The sequence below is a fragment of the Acidithiobacillus caldus ATCC 51756 genome (genome assembly GCF_000175575.2).
GTDB classification, from domain to species: domain Bacteria; phylum Pseudomonadota; class Gammaproteobacteria; order Acidithiobacillales; family Acidithiobacillaceae; genus Acidithiobacillus_A; species Acidithiobacillus_A caldus.
The window spans coordinates 49531-64482 of the sequence record NZ_CP005987.1 but is presented as its reverse complement, the minus strand read 5'-3'; the positions used below and the strand labels follow the sequence as shown (position 1 = coordinate 64482).

20 protein-coding genes are annotated in these 14952 nt (G+C 58.2%); 6 read left to right on the top strand and 14 right to left on the bottom strand.

What is annotated here, in order from left to right; translation table 11 throughout:
- Positions 1 to 42: 42 nt before the first annotated feature.
- Genes ACAty_RS14010 through ACAty_RS13990 form a run of 5 tightly spaced genes read right to left on the bottom strand, consistent with a single transcriptional unit; the run spans position 43 to position 2930 of the window.
- A complete protein-coding gene (locus tag ACAty_RS14010) occupies positions 43 to 813 on the bottom strand; it encodes a transglycosylase SLT domain-containing protein (protein ID WP_004868038.1) in 771 nt (256 codons plus the stop codon).
- Positions 814 to 816: 3 nt separating this feature from the next.
- Entirely contained in the window at positions 817 to 1272 is a 456-nt protein-coding gene (locus ACAty_RS14005; protein ID WP_040131348.1) for a LysM peptidoglycan-binding domain-containing protein, read from the bottom strand.
- Complete coding sequence (locus ACAty_RS14000; protein ID WP_004868056.1) at positions 1262 to 1723, bottom strand: hypothetical protein; 462 nt, start codon at positions 1721 to 1723, stop codon at positions 1262 to 1264. The genes ACAty_RS14005 and ACAty_RS14000 overlap by 11 nt, the downstream gene beginning before the upstream one ends.
- Before the next feature lie 28 nt (positions 1724 to 1751).
- Positions 1752 to 2210, bottom strand: coding sequence for a metal-dependent hydrolase (locus ACAty_RS13995; RefSeq protein ID WP_004868057.1), 459 nt, complete (start codon positions 2208 to 2210; stop codon positions 1752 to 1754).
- A 12-nt stretch (positions 2211 to 2222) separates the two neighbouring features.
- Positions 2223 to 2930, bottom strand: a complete 708-nt coding sequence (locus tag ACAty_RS13990; RefSeq protein WP_226824306.1) for a hypothetical protein — start codon at positions 2928 to 2930, stop codon at positions 2223 to 2225.
- Between the two features lie 289 nt (positions 2931 to 3219).
- Here ACAty_RS13990 and ACAty_RS13985 point away from each other — a divergent pair, with 289 nt between their 5' ends.
- The 4 genes from ACAty_RS13985 to ACAty_RS13970 all read left to right on the top strand — a co-directional run bounded on the left by ACAty_RS13985 (position 3220) and on the right by ACAty_RS13970 (position 5137).
- Positions 3220 to 3939, top strand: a complete 720-nt coding sequence (locus tag ACAty_RS13985; RefSeq protein WP_040131347.1) for a hypothetical protein — start codon at positions 3220 to 3222, stop codon at positions 3937 to 3939.
- A 238-nt stretch (positions 3940 to 4177) separates the two neighbouring features.
- Entirely contained in the window at positions 4178 to 4363 is a 186-nt protein-coding gene (locus ACAty_RS13980) for a hypothetical protein (protein ID WP_004868065.1), read from the top strand.
- Positions 4356 to 4541 (top strand): hypothetical protein, encoded by a 186-nt coding sequence (locus tag ACAty_RS13975; RefSeq protein ID WP_004868067.1) that lies wholly within the window; start codon positions 4356 to 4358, stop codon positions 4539 to 4541. Before ACAty_RS13980 ends, ACAty_RS13975 begins: the two co-directional genes overlap by 8 nt.
- 149 nt (positions 4542 to 4690) lie before the next feature.
- Entirely contained in the window at positions 4691 to 5137 is a 447-nt protein-coding gene (locus ACAty_RS13970; RefSeq protein WP_040131344.1) for a hypothetical protein, read from the top strand.
- Between the two features lie 172 nt (positions 5138 to 5309).
- On the opposite strand, the gene ACAty_RS13965 is transcribed toward ACAty_RS13970, so the two are convergent.
- The 9 genes from ACAty_RS13965 to ACAty_RS13935 form a co-directional block, all read right to left on the bottom strand.
- Positions 5310 to 5606 carry a hypothetical protein gene (locus ACAty_RS13965; protein WP_004868078.1) on the bottom strand — a complete coding sequence of 99 codons (297 nt, stop codon included), beginning with the start codon at positions 5604 to 5606 and terminating at the stop codon, positions 5310 to 5312.
- Positions 5603 to 5839, bottom strand: coding sequence for a hypothetical protein (locus ACAty_RS16160; protein ID WP_238323839.1), 237 nt, complete (start codon positions 5837 to 5839; stop codon positions 5603 to 5605). The genes ACAty_RS13965 and ACAty_RS16160 overlap by 4 nt, the downstream gene beginning before the upstream one ends.
- A complete protein-coding gene (locus ACAty_RS14995; protein WP_051620884.1) occupies positions 5815 to 6441 on the bottom strand; it encodes a DHHA1 domain-containing protein in 627 nt (208 codons plus the stop codon). The genes ACAty_RS16160 and ACAty_RS14995 overlap by 25 nt, the downstream gene beginning before the upstream one ends.
- Before the next feature lie 54 nt (positions 6442 to 6495).
- Entirely contained in the window at positions 6496 to 7332 is an 837-nt protein-coding gene (locus tag ACAty_RS14990) for a single-stranded-DNA-specific exonuclease RecJ (protein WP_004868086.1), read from the bottom strand.
- Between the two features lie 9 nt (positions 7333 to 7341).
- Positions 7342 to 7638: a hypothetical protein gene (locus ACAty_RS13955; protein ID WP_004868089.1), complete on the bottom strand. Its 297-nt coding sequence runs from the start codon at positions 7636 to 7638 to the stop codon at positions 7342 to 7344.
- Between the two features lie 101 nt (positions 7639 to 7739).
- Complete coding sequence (locus ACAty_RS13950) at positions 7740 to 7940, bottom strand: hypothetical protein (protein ID WP_040131342.1); 201 nt, start codon at positions 7938 to 7940, stop codon at positions 7740 to 7742.
- A 177-nt stretch (positions 7941 to 8117) separates the two neighbouring features.
- Entirely contained in the window at positions 8118 to 8300 is a 183-nt protein-coding gene (locus ACAty_RS13945) for a hypothetical protein (RefSeq protein WP_004868093.1), read from the bottom strand.
- Between the two features lie 106 nt (positions 8301 to 8406).
- Positions 8407 to 8919 (bottom strand): RES family NAD+ phosphorylase, encoded by a 513-nt coding sequence (locus tag ACAty_RS13940; RefSeq protein WP_004868097.1) that lies wholly within the window; start codon positions 8917 to 8919, stop codon positions 8407 to 8409.
- Between the two features lie 219 nt (positions 8920 to 9138).
- On the bottom strand, positions 9139 to 9540 hold the full coding sequence (locus ACAty_RS13935; RefSeq protein WP_004868099.1) for an MbcA/ParS/Xre antitoxin family protein: 402 nt from the start codon (positions 9538 to 9540) through the stop codon (positions 9139 to 9141).
- Between the two features lie 607 nt (positions 9541 to 10147).
- Here ACAty_RS13935 and bcsA point away from each other — a divergent pair.
- Both bcsA and ACAty_RS13925 read left to right on the top strand, forming a co-directional pair.
- Positions 10148 to 12745 carry a UDP-forming cellulose synthase catalytic subunit gene (bcsA, locus tag ACAty_RS13930; protein ID WP_004868100.1) on the top strand — a complete coding sequence of 866 codons (2598 nt, stop codon included), beginning with the start codon at positions 10148 to 10150 and terminating at the stop codon, positions 12743 to 12745.
- A complete protein-coding gene (locus ACAty_RS13925) occupies positions 12742 to 14952 on the top strand; it encodes a cellulose biosynthesis cyclic di-GMP-binding regulatory protein BcsB (RefSeq protein ID WP_004868104.1) in 2211 nt (736 codons plus the stop codon). The genes bcsA and ACAty_RS13925 overlap by 4 nt, the downstream gene beginning before the upstream one ends.

The window sequence follows — 14952 nt, the reverse complement described above, 5'->3', positions numbered from 1 at the left end:
TGCTCAGCACATGATCAGTTTATAGCGAAGGCCTGTGAGGAATCAATCGCCCTCCCGGATCCGTTGCGCTATGGTCTTGTAAAATGCCGCCACCCGTTTTTGGTAGGCGTGGTTGTACACCGGCGTATGGGAGTTATAGTCGCCGACCGCGTCCCAGAAGGCGCGGGGGTGACGCCACGCGTAATGCATGCCGGCTGGTCCCGTGAACTGGTGCACGTAGCGCGCGAGGATCCAGGTGCCGACATCGACGTTCTGGCAGGCATTGTAGATCAGCGCGTGACGGCTGATCCCCATCTGCCGCAATCGGGGCAACCAGATGGAATTGACCTGCATCACGCCCATGTCGTAGCTCCCGTTGGCGTCTGGGCTGATGGTTCCCGGGCGACCGTCCTCGGTCCGCATGATGGAGAGCGTGAGCAAAGATGGTACCCCGTAATAATGGGAGGCGAGGATCGCGCAGCGGCGGGCTGCGGCCATGCCGTTGCCCTGGGGGCTGCCTGGGACTTGCTGGACGAGCCGGGGGGTCTTTTGTGGCGGTGCGGCTGTTGCAGCCACGGTGGGTACCGCTCCGGCGCTGGCGGCCGATTCCGATTCGGAGAGCACCCAGGCCCCGATGGCGATGTCCTGGCAGGGATGCGCGGTGAGCTGCTTGGCGGTTACGGGCTGGCTGAGGTCCTTCAGCCACCAGCGGTTCAAGCCCATGATGCCCACTCCATCGGGATGTTCGTCGATGCGTCGTTCAATGGCAGTTGGGCTTACGCCATATTGCCCTGCCGCCTGCGCGATGCACTGCTGAATATGCGCTGTGAACATGCCTTACCCCTTCTTATGGCAGGCGGTTACTTGCAGCTTCTGCCCGATCCGCACGAGGTTGGGGTTGGTAATGCCGTTCCAGTGCATGAGATCGGCGACCGTAACCTGGTATTTGGCGGCGAGGCTGGACAAGGTATCGCCCGGGTGAACGACCTGCGTCTGGCAGGGCGTATCCGGCAGGATCACGTTTACGGAGTGGGTCATCTTATCGCTGTGGATCAACGGCTGGTGATCGCGGATTCGCCGGTTGATGATGTGCTGGACGCGATCGAGCTTGTTGGCAACGGCATCGGTGGCCAGATCGAGCTCGTGCTGCTTGTGGAGCAGGTGGGTGGTTTCGCGGAGGTTTTGCTGGGCCAGCGTGGGATTCGCTGTCCCTTCCGGCATCTGTGCGCAACCGGCCAGCAACACTCCGGAAAGCACAAAAACCGCCGTAGCAGCGCGTGGGTTAGCTCGCATGGCCGCTTTTCCTCTCTTGCTGCGACAGCAGGGTGAGCATCTGGTACTCGACGTGGCAGGGCTCGCGCTCCTGGGCGTAGACCAGCTGGAGATAATGCGTCGTCTTGGGCGGCTGGGCCCACAGCAGGGCGGTGACCTTGTCGTTGTCCAGCGGCTCGGGCGCAAGCTCCAGCACCTGGGTTTGCCAGGTCGTTCGACAGCGCTGCATCCAGGACAGGGCAGGCACCAGGACCGCGCCGATGGCCACGAGCACCAGCACCTGCATCCACCACTGCGGCAGGAGCAGGAGCAGAGTGATGCCGATGGCGATGCCGATCAGTACGGAGGCAATCTCACTAGCCAGCCACAGCAGGCTTTGCTGTGCCGCCTCATGGCGCAGGGCGTCGAGCGTTTCCTGCGTCGGCGGTGCGTTGAGGCTGAACTGGATCTTCTGTGGTTCGCGTTGGAACATGGGATTTTCCTCTTCTACGTGTTCGCTCTTATACGGTGATGCCGATGGCGACCAGGGCAAAGGCCCCAACCGTGCCGGCGATCGTGGCCGCCTCACTGAGCCCTCCGGTGTGGTACAGGTGCAGGCTGTACCGCCGTCCTCCAGGATTTGCCAGGGGGATGCCCATGGGGCTCAGGCTGTCCATGGCCAGGTGCAAGAGGCTGGCCAGAACGAAGCCCAGGACCACCGGCCAGAGCCAGGACCCGTGCAGGGCCTCGGCCACCCACAAGAGGGCGACCAGCCAGATCCAGGGAACGTGGGTGAGCGTGCGGTGCGGGATCACCCGCCCCCCGGGGAACGGCAACTCGAGCCAGTCGGGGGCCGAGGCCCCGGCGAAGGCCCCGACAAAGAACAGGGCGCCTTGCACGGGCAGCCCGGATTGGACGGCGATGGCAGCGCCGGCGATGCCCAGCGCTGCGGCAGTAATATGGTGGCCGAACTGGTTCAAGACGCTTGTCCTCTACTCGTGTGCGGTCGATGCAATATGCACCGTGATCGCGTAGGTGCTCTGTACCATAGTATGCCACAGCCGATCTGCCGCGATCCGGCTTTTGTACGCGCGTAGCTGCAGCCAATAGGGGCAGTGGGGTTGTTCCGGCGGCGTTTTGGTGAGCAGGACCGCTCCTGCCCGGTCGAAGGTGATGCGCATGGCGCAGGCGCGCACCGTTTCTCCGGCCTGTGCCCCGGCAGCGAGCCAGTTTTGGACCATGCGCTGCAGCTCGGTGCGCACGAGCGCGTTGAATTGCGCGACGGCGGCGTTGTGTTGTTCTTCGGCACGGTACTCCCGCGGATGTGCGGCGATGGCTTTCTCCTGGGCAACGCAGGCGGTCGCCTGCCGGGTGACTTCCTGGTTCAGGTTGCCCTGCAGCGCCTTTCCGGGATGTTCCTGGCGCCAGGCTCGCAGTTCCAGCCACTCGACCGGATGATCCCGCAGTCGGTGAAAGAAGCACCCACAGATCTGCCCGGCCGCCGCGGGCTTCTCCCCGTTCTGGCGCATCTTCTGGTAACAGGACAGGCGTTCGGCATATCCCGCGGTCGTCGGCGTGGCCGCGTGGGCAAGTCCTGCCGCGAAAATGGGCAGCAGCAAAACGCCTATTTTTGTCAGGCGCTTGTCATCGTTCTTCGCGGGGATATGCACAGAAATTGTGGATAACTGGGTCGTCGGCATGCGGAGGTTCCCTAGTGCGTGGTCTCGTTGTCCGTGGCTATGTGCGGTGAGCACCGCAATGCGCGGTCGCTGGCTTGCAGGAGATGGCGAAAAGACGCGCCTTGGGCAACGTGGATCCCGTGCTCGGCCAGCAACTGGCAGTATCGATTGGTTTGCCGGTTCGATGCCTCGCCGGTATCTGAGCTATGGCAATTCCCTGTATCGGTATTCATGCCGTAAGCATAGCATGGGCTTATGCCGTTTATCAGCTATTTCGCCGATCCAGTGGACAGCGGCCCGGGTTCTCTGGATGATGGGGAAAACGGACAGTGTGGAGACCCCTTTGCGATTCCCCTGGTGGTTGTTTTGGTCGGCGGTGGACCGGGTGCGCTTGCATCCCTTCGTCGCTCTCTTCCCGGTGGCCGCGCTGCTCGTGCTCTTGCGTTTGCCCATAGCCACCCAGTGGCTGCCCCTGATTGGGCTCGGGTGGTCGGCGGCGGGGATGGCGGCGTGGGGTGTGGCGCTCGGTTACCGGCTGCATTGGTTGGTCTTGGTGCAGCGCCTGCTGGTGGCCATGGCGGTGGTGGGTGGCGTCTTCGCCCTGGTGTTCTGGGCGTGGTCTGGACCCGGCCCAGGACTCGCCCGCGGGGACCTCTCCGGCCGATTGCTGTTGCTCGCCTTCCCGCTCTCGACCCTGGCCCCGCTGACCTATGCGCTGTTCCCCGGGTCCGTGCGGGTCGAGGGCTGGCGTGTGCAGCTGGCGGACCTGTTGCGGTTCCTGCTGCAGGGCGCTTTGGTTTCTCCCACCGGGGACCACGACGGCGCGCTGCGTCTGGAGTGGGTCGCCTGGGCGACCGGACCCTCGTCCCTCCTCGTCCTCACGTGGATACTGCGGCACACGGTGCTCGTCTATCCGCTTTTTCTGCTGCAACTCGTTTTGTTGGCCTGGATCTTCCCGGTTGCCTGGTCCTTCTGGCTTGCGGTGTATGCACCGGCGCAATTCGCCGCCGCGCTCGACGACCGCCGGTAAGTCCCCGTGCTTGACAGGCGGCGTGTGGCCGCACTAGGCTAAAGCCTTACACCGCCATCATCCTTGATGAGAAACGCTCCTTGGCAAGAGCTACGCAATAGCAGCCTTCGTTGCTGCACACCCTCCCCTCTTGCGGGCATCACATCGCCCGCCAGAGGGAGATAGTGGATGTCTTTGTCGCGCAGAGGGGATTTTTTGTTCCTTCCGCTCGCGAGCGACAGCGACAGGAGACATCCTCATGCAAACCAACGTCCTCGACCGCGTCATTGACGGTCTCCACTTCGATTGTGCTTCCGATCTTGCTGTTGCCCAAAAGATCGAAGCGCTCGCTCCCCTTTACCTTCCCCGCCGTCGCGCCGAGAAGGTCATCCGTGACATTCGTTCGCTCCGTGCTCTGCACGAACGGGAGGTGGCGCATGTCTGAGTATCCCAAGGTGCCGGAAGCGTTCCGGCTTCACCGGGAGCAGACGAAACCCCTGGATCGCCAATCGAAGATCGCGGCCTTTTTGCGCGGCGAGTTGGTCTTTGATGGCGATGCGCTGGACCTGTCCGGTGCTTACTACCACGTTCAGGAACAGGGAGACAGTCCCCTGTCTTTCTAGGAAAATCGACGAACGCCCTCTTGGTCTGTTGACCGGAGGGCTTTTTTTGTTGGCGCTGTGCGCTATAATTTGTTTGTCCCATTTGTCGTTTTCTTTCTTTATTTGTGCGCGCTCGCCTTCAGAAAGCCGTGCGTACGCCAGGAGTTCGCATGCCCAGCCATACCGTGTTGTTCGCCATCGGCACCCGCCGCGGCAAGGCAGAAGCATGGATCCGCAGCCTCCCCGAGCGGTTCCCGAAGCTGTATATCCGCGTAGTCCCACGGCATGAACTGAAGGATCTCGCCGATCCCACCGGCGGTGATGAAGACGTAATCCTGGTGGATACGCCGTATGCCGATATTGGTAAATTTCGGGCGGATGCTATCCAAGTGCTCGAGCGAGGTGGCGCAGTCTACCTGCAGTATTTCCCCGCCGAGCCCCTCATTTCGCTCATCCAGGCCGATCAGCGCAGCGGGGATCTGCTCGGCGCGGAGTCGTTGCGCACGGATTTGCAGAACCTGTGTGAACTCTCAGACTATGAGGCTGAGCTGGATGTTCTGGAGAAACGGTTTGCCGACGGACTGAAGGCCAAGAAAGGAAATCCGGTGTCTGCCTAGCAGAGGACCGGGTTTTGCCGAAAAGCAACTAGTTTGTTTCTGCTGAGTGGAGCCCGCATGGATCGATCTGGCACGACGTCTGCACCCGATCAGGCCTGGCTCTCCCGCAATGGGGCATATCGTGCTTGCGCCCGGGCTCCTCACCGCATTATAGCAAGGGTGCAGCGCGTTCCTAGTGCAAGCCCCACATCACCGCAAAAGCGATGGCCAGTGCTACCAGCAACCAGCCTCCGATCTTTGCGGTGGTCTTTGCCCAGGAAAACGCCCTGCCCGCCGCCAGATCCTCTTCTCGCTGGCGCAAAACCAGCCAGCTCCCGCCGCTGAGGCAGGCGAGCGCTCCCAGGGTGAGGCGAGCGGTGGCCATCTGGCCCGGAGCGGTACCGAGACCGATGGCGACCAGTGCGGCAACGAGTAGCAGGGTGAGTCCCAGACTGGTCGCTGAAAGCGTGTGGTAGGATTTGGTGTTCACGGGTGCTCCTCCAATACCTTTTCAATACGCAGCTGCAGATTTTCCCGGCTCCGCCAACGGTTTACCGATAGGGCGTAAACCATCGTATAGCGCTTGCCTTCTTCCAGGGATTGTTCGCTGTTGCGCCGAAACCAGATGGCATCCAACGCCCACTGCTCCTTCTGGACTGTACATTTCAGCGTGTTGGACCGCAATTCCCGGACGTTTTTTACCAAGAAAGTGCCGTGAAAAATTGGCGGCTCAAACTCCCTTCCCCATGGGCCGCCTTTCTCAATCGCCAGCGCCGTGTCCAGACACGCCGTGCTTCTCCAAGCTCGCCATCCGAATAAATGATTTCTTCCAGATCGCTTGCGCGCAGTTCTCGGCGAGCGACCGCGGCGAAGGCCTCGGTGAATACGGCGATGTCTGTCTCCTTCGCTAGAGACAGGCCAGCAGCGGCCGCATGGCCACCAAACTTGGTGATGAGGCTAGGGTGCTGGGCGTCGACGGCGGCGATGGCGTCGCGGATGTGGAACCAGGGGATGGAGCGCCCCGAGCCTTTGATGGATCCGTCTGCGGTTTTGGTGAACACGATGGTTGGCCGATGGAAACGCTCGCGCAGGCGGGCGGCCACGATGCCGATTACTCCCTCGTGCCAGTCCGGCTGGTACGGGCACAGAACAAACGGTTCTCCGTCTTGTGGTGCAGACACGATCTGGGCCGCGATTTCCTCCGCTTCCTCGCGAATGCCGTCTTCGATGCTGCGACGCTCGCGGTTCAGCTGGTCCAGGGTCCGGGCGATCTCTCGGGCAGCCTGCTCATCCTGGGAGAGCAGGAGCCGCACACCGGTACGCATGTCTTCCAGTCGCCCGGCGGCATTGATTCTTGGGGCAACGATGAAGCCTATCGTCTAGGCGGTCACGTTTTCCGGCTCAACGCCGGCGACCTCCAATAATGCGAGGATGCCGATGCGGCAACGGCGCTGGCGAATGCGCTCTAGGCCTGCGGCGATGAAGATCCGGTTGTTGCGCTCGAAGGGCGCCACATCCGCGATCGTCGCCAAGGCTACGAGATCGAGATACTTCGACAGGTTGGGTTCCGGGCGATGGTCCCCGAACCACTCGTCCTCGCGCAGCTTGGCGCGGGTTGCTGCGATCAGATAAAAGGCCACGCCGACGCCGGCTGTCCCCTTCCAGGGAAAAGCGCATCCGGGCTGGTTGGGATTTACGATCGCCGCGCAATCCTCTGGCAGACGTTCTCCGGCCAGATGGTGGTCGGTGATTATGACGTCGAATCCGCGGGCTCTCGCGGCGGCTACCCCCGCAATGCTCGCAATGCCGTTGTCGACGGTGATAACGAGATTGGTGTCGGCGGGCATTTCAGCCACCAGGCCGGGCGACAGGCCGTAGCCCTGGGTCATCCGATTCGGGATAAACAGGCTCGGCAATCTCCCGCCAAGGTCGAGGATCCCTTCGATGAGCAAACTGGCCCCAGCGGCTCCGTCGGAGTCGAAGTCGCCAGCAATGGCCAGCTTCTCTGCGTTTTTTATCGCGATGGCCAGCCGTTTTGCTGCCTGGTCGATGTCCTTGAGTTGCGTGTACGAAGCCAGCCCCGCAAGGCCAAGATCCAGGTCATCGGGACCCGCCACGCCACGCGCGCTATAGATCCGCGCAAGGACCGGATCGATTCCTGCGGAGGTGAGCGCGGTGACCGGCTCGTGTTCGGCTTGGCGGAGTTGGATGCGCATGGCTGCCTCCTAGTGGTACACGCCAAAGGCGGTATCGATGGCTTTGCGGGCCTGCTCTAGGGCCTTCGTGCCCGCCTTGGCACCGATCTCGCCTGTGCGTGCAGCGGATTCCAGTGCAATCAGCGCCTCAAGTAACTTGGGCGCTGCGGCGATCAGGTTGCAGTTTGCCTCGATTTCTTCCGGCGTGAGGCCACCATCCACCACCACGCGGGCGACGTGCGTGTTGCGCCCGGCAAAGATGGTTGGGAACTTGGTGGCAGGGGGCACGTTACGGTGCCAACCGCCTTGGGTATAGGGCTTTTCCAACGTATATCTCCTGTCGTTTTTCTGTATTGTACCACGTGTAGGAGGGGTGGTTTGCGATGTGTGCTAGTCCGTGTATTTTCACAGGCGCAACGGTACGAACTTCATAACAAAAAACCGCCACCCCATAGGGTAGCGGTGATCGGAAGGTAGGTTAGACCAGTCCTGGCTACCCGCACAAGGGCGCCGGTAATTCCGGCAACCCACGGGGCGAGGATGGTGGCGACGCTGGTGATAATCGGTATGGCGGGTGAGAACACCTGCAGGGCGATACCGGCGGATGTCGTATAGACCAAGCGGAGCACGGTGAACTTCCAGCGATAGTTGGCCTTCGTTGTGCGGGCGATATGTCCAACAAAAAACCCGCAATGCTTTCGGGCTCGGGCTTGTTGGACACTTCTCCGCGATCTTCGCGCAGAATAGCGCGGGCGCGCGCCGAAAGGTCGGTAATGTCGAATTCTTCCATGGGGCTCTTTCTCTCTCTAAAGGATCATCCAGCCCATCCAGGCCATGTCGATGAGCGTGAGCAAAATGCCAAGCAGAAAGCAGTGGAAACCGAGCTCCAGGATGCGGATATCCCAGCGACTTTCCCAGCGGATCAGGCCGTAAAAGAGGCGGCCAACCACCAGAGACAAGGCGATGGCGGAAACAACGATTATGGTCATAACTGTATAACTCGCATATAAGGCAGTCAGTTTAACACAAAAAAAGAATGCGCGTTGTGCTATAGAATATGGCCGATATGGGCGGCTTGCGTATCGCTATCCGTCTTCAGGGGATGGTGAACCAGAGGCCTTGCTGCCCTGTGCCGCCGCGGTAAACGGCCACTCCGTGCTCGCTGAGCCGATAGGTGAGGTAACTTTGGATGGCTGGTTTGGACAGTACAGAGGGATTGAAAACTGCAAAGGTATCTCCTGTACATCGGGCGGAGCGTGTTGTTAGGCCCGGATGGCCCTCTGCATGGATGCGTGCGCCGATATTCTGGGTGAAGCCGTAGTTCTCTGGATCGATGAGTTCCGGGTATCGGTCCACGCGCGGCCGCAGATCGAGCAGTGCTGCATGGCAGTGTACCCGGTAAATCTTGCGCTCGCTGGTGATGCTTTCGTGCTTGCCCGTGCGGACCAGGCCATCGAAGCCCGCGTCAGCCAACAGGCCGTAGCGCCAATGGTATACCGTCTCGTACACCGATGTTTCCGCCGTATCGGCACCGTACCAGACGCCATAGCTGCCATCGCTGTAGCGGCTGGCCGTGAACTGGCGGAATGGGAATTCGATGGCCTCCATCCATGCCGATTCTTCGAATGGACGACGTATGATCGGCACGGGGGATGTGTAGGTCGGCGGCTTCGCATTGAGCTCCGCTTGCTGCGCGATGGCCCAATCTTCGGGATCGTCGGAAAGGTCGTCGAAGAGTTCCTCTGAGCACCGTAGGCTGACGATGTTGCGGATCAGGGGGCCATTTATATCTGCGAGGACAAGGCCGGTGAAGAACGAGTCCACGACCTACCGGCCGCGCGCCCGATCCAGGTAGGCGCGTACCATGAACAGGCCCATGAATCCCCACTCGCTGATCGCCTCCACGGGCGTCCGGTAGCCGAAAGCGCGGTTGCGCGTGGTCATCCAGGCATAGGCCAGATCCCGATCGTGTGGAAACAGCAGGCGAAGGCTCTTATGGATGGCAAGTAAATGCCCTGCGCGCTCCAAGAGATCGCGGCTGTTCGCCAGCGGCCCGCCCTTGCGGTATCGGGTAAGGGCGGCACGGTTTTCGGGTGCCAAGCCCAGCAAGGCGAGCTGGCCTTCGCTGGGCACCTTCCAGAGACTAAAGGCTCGCATCAGCATCTTGGCCAAGACCGCGCGCCCCTGTTCCCCGTGCGCTTGGCTGCTGCTGGTGATTGTCTGACTCATGACCGACCTTCCTCAATGCCATGTTGCAATTGTATCTTTTCCGGTGTTACTTGCAACACAGATTCGCTTGGTCTTCTGGGTGATCCCGCTGATTGCCTTGACCCTGGTGCCCTCTGTAGGCGTAGACTTCAGCTGGTAATCCTGCTACCACGGGATTAGGGGGTACTGGAAAAATCGCTGGTAAGATTGGGAAAGCGGTACCCTTGAGATGGGAAGGATGCGCGGCAGGCAGGCTGTCCAAACTAGATGAACCACCTCAGTGTTCAGTGTTATTTGCTACTAAGATTCGCTTGGTCTTCTGAGCGATCCCGCTGATTATCGAGACGGTGGCTTCGCATCGGAAGTGGGTGTTCGAAGCTTTTTCGCCCTCGCAACAAGGTGCCATGTCAGTGCTTGTGGTGACGTCCACTGCCACACGGATAGGTAGCGCGTTCCCGCGATCAATGCACAGTTATGGACAAGCGCGCACCACAAAATGGCATTTCATAAAATATTAACATGCTGTTTTTTCTATATATTTTTTCGATAACACAAGACATGTAACAACAGCTTTACAAATTCATTTCGCACGGGCACGAAAAAGCACGTTATACTACTGGCATAGATAATGCAGCGTGTGCGCGTGCTAGTTTACTTATGTCTTACCTCGGAGCCCACTGCAATGCGCATCGACTTTCTATCGAGAAGCGTCGTCCAAAGCCGCAGATCCCCAGCAAGGCCATCACTTCGAAGGTACATCGTAGGGATATCTCAATCTTTCCAGAAGGTTGCACCATTCCAATTATACGACTACGTCCAATCAAAAATCAAACTGACCGTTACTCCCTGGATTACATATCTCGGCATTACGTTTGCGATGATTATGATTGTATGCTTGGCCGAGTTTCAAATTCCACTCCCAGACCAATATGTGGTATCAGGGATGCTGCTCACACTGATGCTATCGCTTTACAACTGGGACTTACACAAACGTAGTGACATAAGCACGACACTCTCTCGGTACGCTATTATATTCTGTAGCGCCTATTTCGGCTGGCACTACCTCTATTGGCGAGCGACCCAAACGATGCCTTACGGGTACGGAATTGCTAGCGAGGTGGCCGGATGGACTCTCCTGTTGGCCGAGGCTTACGGTTTTATTATGTTGATGTTCAACCACTTGGTTAATATACATCCTGTGAGCCATCCAATACCGGATCTTCCGAAAGATGAACATAACCTCCCCTTCGTTGACGTTTTCATCCCCACCTATAACGAAGATATAAATGTCATACTTCCAACGCTCGCAGCAACGGTTAACCTAGACTATCCGTCGAGCCGCTTTACGGTGTGGCTTCTGGACGACGGTGGGACCGATCAAAAATGCAATCAAAGCGATTCAGCTAAAGCTGCTTTGGCAAAAAAACGTCGCGACAATCTCCGATCACTTGCTGCCCAATATGGTGCCAAATACCTGACGCGGAGTAATAATGCGCACGCTAAGTCCGGCAATATCAACAATGCGCTTACCAAGAGCCAAGGAGATCTCGTAGCAATATTTGATTGTGACCATATTCCCACGCGCGACTTCTTAAAAAATACTGTACCTTTTTTTCTGAGAGACGAAAAGCTCTTTTTGGTGCAAACGCCACACAACTTCGTCTCACAAGACCCCATTGAGAAAAATCTAAATATTCCAAAGGGGCCCGGTGAGAACGAGTTATTTTACGAGGTCATGCAACCGGGTCTAGATTTCTGGGAAACATCCTATTTTTGTGGATCTGCGGCGGTACTTCGGCAACCAATCTTAAAATCTCTGGGAGGCATTGCCGGACTCACGATTACGGAAGACGCCGAGACGACCATTGATGCCATGAAGAGGGGTTACAGAACACTGTATCTCAACAAGGCTATGGTTAGTGGTCTCCAGCCAGAAACGGTCACAGGCATGATTGTCCAGCGCGTCCGATGGGGGACAGGCATGCTTCAAATCTTTCTTCTCAAGAATCCGTGGACTCAAAAAGGCCTCACCTTTGTGCAGCGTCTTCTTTATACCAATCTTATCGTCTATTGGCTATTTGCGTACTCCCGCCTAGCGTTGATGCTGGCTCCACCCGCCTATCTCATATTTGGTATAACGCTATGCGAAACCACGCCGAGTCAGTTACTCGCCTATCTCGCGCCGTACCTCCTGAGCTCCCTTATCGTGGCGCAGCATTACTACCGGCGCGTTCGGTGGCCGTTCATTTCGCAGGTGTATGAGACACTTCAAAGCATTTTTATTGCACACGCGATGGTGAAGGTGTTTCTGAAGCCTAGGTCTCCAAGTTTTAAGGTAACTCCAAAAGGCGAGTTTCTTGACCGACATTTTCTTTCCGTCGCGTCCCGTCCATTCTATGTGCTTCTCGTCGTCAACATCGTTGCGATTTTTTCAGGTATCGGGCTGCTTCAGACACCAGGGGCTCACATTGATGCGATACTATTTGTCCTGTTCTGGGCCGTGTTGGATTCTCTATTTTTGCTGGCTGTTCTGGGGGTTACGCATGAGAAACCTCAGCGACGGACTGCAGCCCGTGTCGGCCTGCGCAAACCGATCAAGCTGATCCTGTCGGATGGCTCGCTCATCGACGCCAGTACCGAGGATATTTCTTGGCGCGGAGCTCGTGTCCTGCCAGAGTTTTGGACGGAGTTCGAGCGAAATACGGTTGTGTCCGTGATGTTGGCGCCTGGTAAGTGCCTACCAGTGCGTCTCGTGGACTCGAGCGTTACCTCTCGGGATCACGCAGGTGCGCTGGCGGTCGAATTCGTGCTGGAGAATAGTGAAGATGTCGTGCTTGCCGTAGACTGGGCGTACGGCGCGAGTTCGGATTTGGTTACGATGGCCCACTCGAGACGCCGCGCGCGAAGTATCCTCGGTGCGCTATGGTTGTTCGTACGCCTAGCAACGCTGTCGGGGCCTCGCCACATTGGGCATCTTTTGACGACCGCTCGGCTGCCTAATATCCAGTGGAAGAGGATGGCGACGGATGGTCTTGTGATCGCACACAAGGTCTTACGTCGTTGGTCCATTGCTCGTTGGCGCTCATTACGTGCCAAAACCCCAGACAGGGTGAACGCCCAGCCAGTCTCTAGACCAAGTACGGCAGTCGGCGCGGAAATTAACGCAGGGCCGATTGAGGGAGACTGGGATATTCCACCCGTTGCGCTAGAAGGGGGTCGCGCATGAACGTTCTATGGTCTTTCCGTCGGTGTTGTCTGCTGTTCTTGTGGATACTCCCCATTATCGCGTGGGCGGGTGGGTCGGGAGCGAGGGTTTCTGACAAATCCGTGGTAGCTCCCACGCCGTCGTGGAATGCCCGGTTGCCGTTCGCCACAACAGTCGGTAGTAAGGCTCCGATTCGGCTGCAGGGACATGGCGCTTCCGCCCGTATCTCCTTCTCCATTCCGTTCGATCAACGGGTCAAACGACTGAGCGTTGCCATACACGGGAGCGTTTCCCAAGGAATGACAAGTACGGCATTCTTGGAGGCGGAAGCTGGGAACGAAGAGATCGCACAATTCAAAACCACACCGGGTTCTAAGCTATCTGCACATTTCGATATTCCGGTAGCGCACATGGCATCGGGTTTCCACACGCTCGTTCTTCGATTGGTCGGCGTGCCTGGTGATTCCGGAACCAATTGGCTTCAAATCAATACCCGAGAGTCGCAGTTTTGGTACCTCACAACTCCGCAGCCTCTCAATCCTCAGCTGGATCACCTGGACTGGCTCTTTGATCGGGCCTCCCTGGACTACCACCCGGTCGTGTCCGTGTTCGCGCCCTCGCACTCTTCGTGGGCCGTGGATGCGGAATCGTACGTCGCGGAGGGTGTGGGGTTGCGTTACCAGTTTCTGCCCGTACGGATTAACGTCCATGATTTAACCGTGCAGAGCGGGCCACAACGCACCGATGATTTAACCGATATTTTTGCAAAGTTACCCCAGAAGAGTCGAATCGCGGTATTGATTGGAACCGCCACGTCCTTGCAACCGATACTTGACCGATTGGGACTAATCAAGGTAGACCGCGCGACTATCGCCGTTCAGGTCTACCCTGGTCATCCGGACCACGCCATTCTATTGATTACCGGCGCTGACGCGAGACAGGTGGTGCTTGCGGCGCGGACCTTCGCGGATCCCAATTTGGCCTATCCCTCCGCGCGTCATCTGCAAATTGACCGAGTCTCAGGCAATGCCGAGGTGCAAAGCCCGGCAATTCCGATTTCAACCGTTCCTTTCCACGCCACCGTGTATCCGCTCGCCGTCACAGGATTTAAAACGGTCACCATCAATGGGTTTAGTGGCCCAATCAACGTGCGGGTCTGGAATGGCGGTTGGCAGCGTAGTGTCGAATTGCGCCTGAATCTAGTCTACTCTGCAGGGATGGCGCCAACATCCGATGTCAACGTGCTTTTCAATGGAGCGCTTGAAGGATCCATCCCCCTCAATGCACCCAGTGGGGGCAAATATATAAAATATGCTGTCAGTATTCCTAGCAGCGAAACACGTACGGGCTGGAATACATTGTCCCTTGTGCCGAATCTCATTCCCGCCGCGACCCACGACTTCCTGTACAATGCCGAAAGGGCAAACCTTCAGCTCAGCATATACGCCAATTCCACCCTGACGTGGCAGGGAGGAAACTCCTTACAACAGTTTGATCTCACAGCACTCAGCAGCTCCGGTTTCCTGGGGGCCAAAGCGGGGGAAGTCGTAAATCTTGTCGTTCCCGATCCCCGAGATCCACAGATGCTATCTGCCTTAGCGACGCTCTTGGCTAAGGTAGCCCAACGCCAGGGAGGTACCTTTCTGATCCACGCAGAGAGTCCCCAAGACATCAACAACGGCCCAATCCTAGCCGTCGGCCCACTCAGTTCACTGCCAATCACGTTGCAGCGGGCCCTGGCGCTGAAGGAAGCTGGGGATGGCTTCTGGCGATATTCTCGACCGCTTCAGCCCGCGGAGGATGGAGAATTACCGAACTCGGAAGGGTATTCCTTCGCTCCAGGGAAGCACGGCTATGCATTGTCGGCGCGATTCGATGGATATCCCCTACTCGCGTTTACCGCCCCAAACTCCGCCACGCTAAGGTCGGCTATTAATCGCCTGACAAGTTTCGGCATGTGGCCGCAGTTGCGGGGGTTTACGGACTGGTGGCGAGCGGACGGCAAAACGATTCACGCTATCGGGATAGCCAATGCGCCATTCTATGCCTTCGGAACAGCGGGGGGTATTGGCGTCTGGGCAAGCCAACACATTTGGGCCTTTCTCCTTGCGCTAATTGCGGTAGCAGTAGGTATCTCAGCAGCGATTTTCCGTGCTGTGCGAAATCGTTTCCGTCGGATACAACGGGAAGGATCCGCTCGCCCGGTCCTATCTGCGTCGGGAGACTGA

Excerpts from the sequence above, each read along its gene's own strand:
- ACAty_RS14010 (WP_004868038.1), bottom strand. The coding sequence starts at position 813 with ATGTTCACAGCGCATATTCAGCAGTGCATCGCGCAGGCGGCAGGGCAA.
- ACAty_RS14005 (WP_040131348.1), bottom strand. The coding sequence starts at position 1,272 with ATGCGAGCTAACCCACGCGCTGCTACGGCGGTTTTTGTGCTTTCCGGA.
- ACAty_RS14000 (WP_004868056.1), bottom strand. The coding sequence starts at position 1,723 with ATGTTCCAACGCGAACCACAGAAGATCCAGTTCAGCCTCAACGCACCG.
- ACAty_RS13990 (WP_226824306.1), bottom strand. The coding sequence starts at position 2,930 with ATGCCGACGACCCAGTTATCCACAATTTCTGTGCATATCCCCGCGAAG.
- ACAty_RS13985 (WP_040131347.1), top strand. The coding sequence starts at position 3,220 with ATGATGGGGAAAACGGACAGTGTGGAGACCCCTTTGCGATTCCCCTGG.
- ACAty_RS13980 (WP_004868065.1), top strand. The coding sequence starts at position 4,178 with ATGCAAACCAACGTCCTCGACCGCGTCATTGACGGTCTCCACTTCGAT.
- ACAty_RS13975 (WP_004868067.1), top strand. The coding sequence starts at position 4,356 with ATGTCTGAGTATCCCAAGGTGCCGGAAGCGTTCCGGCTTCACCGGGAG.
- ACAty_RS13970 (WP_040131344.1), top strand. The coding sequence starts at position 4,691 with ATGCCCAGCCATACCGTGTTGTTCGCCATCGGCACCCGCCGCGGCAAG.
- ACAty_RS14995 (WP_051620884.1), bottom strand. The coding sequence starts at position 6,441 with ATGCGTACCGGTGTGCGGCTCCTGCTCTCCCAGGATGAGCAGGCTGCC.
- ACAty_RS14990 (WP_004868086.1), bottom strand. The coding sequence starts at position 7,332 with ATGCGCATCCAACTCCGCCAAGCCGAACACGAGCCGGTCACCGCGCTC.
- ACAty_RS13945 (WP_004868093.1), bottom strand. The coding sequence starts at position 8,300 with ATGACCATAATCGTTGTTTCCGCCATCGCCTTGTCTCTGGTGGTTGGC.
- ACAty_RS13940 (WP_004868097.1), bottom strand. The coding sequence starts at position 8,919 with ATGGAGGCCATCGAATTCCCATTCCGCCAGTTCACGGCCAGCCGCTAC.
- ACAty_RS13935 (WP_004868099.1), bottom strand. The coding sequence starts at position 9,540 with ATGAGTCAGACAATCACCAGCAGCAGCCAAGCGCACGGGGAACAGGGG.
- bcsA (WP_004868100.1), top strand. The coding sequence starts at position 10,148 with ATGCAGCGTGTGCGCGTGCTAGTTTACTTATGTCTTACCTCGGAGCCC.
- ACAty_RS13925 (WP_004868104.1), top strand. The coding sequence starts at position 12,742 with ATGAACGTTCTATGGTCTTTCCGTCGGTGTTGTCTGCTGTTCTTGTGG.